2 protein-coding genes are annotated in these 1,665 nt (G+C 42.2%); both read left to right on the top strand.

Annotated features, from left to right (window positions below; all coding sequences use genetic code 11):
- Window positions 1-1,304, top strand: a 1,304-nt coding sequence (locus A3GK_RS10900; protein WP_040576201.1) for a toxin-antitoxin system YwqK family antitoxin, incomplete at its 5' end; no start/stop codon positions are given.
- A gap of 20 nt (window positions 1,305-1,324) precedes the next feature.
- Window positions 1,325-1,504 (top strand): hypothetical protein, encoded by a 180-nt coding sequence (locus tag A3GK_RS0110125; protein WP_018029328.1) that lies wholly within the window; start codon window positions 1,325-1,327, stop codon window positions 1,502-1,504.
- Window positions 1,505-1,665 lie beyond the last annotated feature (161 nt).

Consider the following 1,665-nt stretch of genomic DNA (forward strand, 5'->3'; position numbering starts at 1 on the left):
AACCCAAGGTGAGCGAGGCAATCATAGTTGCGAAGAAGGCAAAGGTAGACCCACTCACCTACTCTAGCCCAATGAATATTCTAAACACCTTTAAGCAATACAAGATAAAGGAGAAGGCTATTGACCCTGACACAGTACCTGAGCTCTCCGATGGACGAACAATCGGTCCTCCTTCTTTTTCCATTCGTGTCTATAAAGTGGATGATACGAAAGAGGGACAACTAGCGATGAGAAAGATTATCAACACTCATTGGGGAGAAGATGCTAACCCTTGGTGTTTGTTGCAAGGTGCTGGCAAGGGCAACTTGAGTAGTGATGCGTGGGGGTATTGGAATGATTACAATGCTGTCCCTAAGCGTGTAGCGTTTAAGGATGGGAAGCTGCTTGCTTTCTGTGCGAATGACTATGATAGTGATTGTTGGTGGGACAGACAGGATGAGCCACATGATGGCATCCCCGTTGATATAAAGATGCCTAATGATGAATTGGGTAGAGAGGCTACTTACGAAATGAGTGGTAAAGGTAAGCTAAGTAACCCTACTAATATCCGAAGGGGTAATAAGCAAAATGGGGTATATGAGGAATGGCATGACAGCGGACAGCTTTGGTATCGTGAAAACTACAAGGATGGAATGTTAGAAGGTGTTCGAGAGGGGTATTATGCCAATGGACACCAAAGCGTTCTTGAGAACTACGAAAATGGACAATTAGATGGACTACATGTGGAGTGGTATTCGAATGGACAGCTGCTTTGTAGAGGGAACTATAAGAATGGGAAGCTAGATGGAATCTTAGAGAGTCATTATGCTAGTGGACAAGTGGCGTTCCGTTCAAACTATAAGTTTGGCCAGCAAGAGGGTGTTGAAGAGGTATTCTATGAAAATGGTAGCCTCAAAGAACGCACTAACTACAAACAAGGAGTTCCTCATGGTCTCTGTGAGAAATGGTATCTAAATGGACAAATGTCTTCTCGTGGTGAATATAAGGATGGAAAAGAGGAAGGAACCCATGAAAAATGGTACAAGAATGGGCAACCCTTCTATCAATATAATTACGAAAATGGAAAAATGGAAGGAGTCCAAAAAGAATGGCATGAAGATGGGCAACTTTTTACTAAAAGCACATACAAGAATGGAAAGCTAGATGGCCCTTGTGAGGAATATGGAATGGATGGATCAGCAATTAAAACTTTCTACAAAAATGGAGTCCCCAACGACCCTGATATTTCTATTGAGCAGACCTCCCAAGAGACCAAGAAGAAGATAACGCTAAAGCCTAAGAAGAAAGGAGGAGTGAAAATATAACAACATAAATAGATAATAGCATGGAAACATTAAGTAATAAAAGAGTACAGCAATTTGAGATTGGAGACAATCTCGCTACTGACCTATTAAACATGAAACAAACGAAAAGAGGTCGTGAAGTGGTGACAGATGAAGATGTAGCAAAGGTGAAAGACATCGTTGATGAGTGGCTAGGAGAGGAGGACGAAGAAGATGATTAGTAAGAGAGTATATAATACCGCAGAAGGATGGCTAAAAAAAAGAGATGACCTCCTCGAGGAGGAGAAAAATGCCTTCTTGAACTACATCAAGCCAATGAAGAACGTTGAGGCCTTAGCGACAGCAAAGTGGTTCGCAAGCGAAGTTCTACGTGTTCCTGAGG

Source organism: Porphyromonas somerae DSM 23386, assembly GCF_000372405.1.
GTDB classification, from domain to species: Bacteria; Bacteroidota; Bacteroidia; order Bacteroidales; family Porphyromonadaceae; genus Porphyromonas_A; species Porphyromonas_A somerae.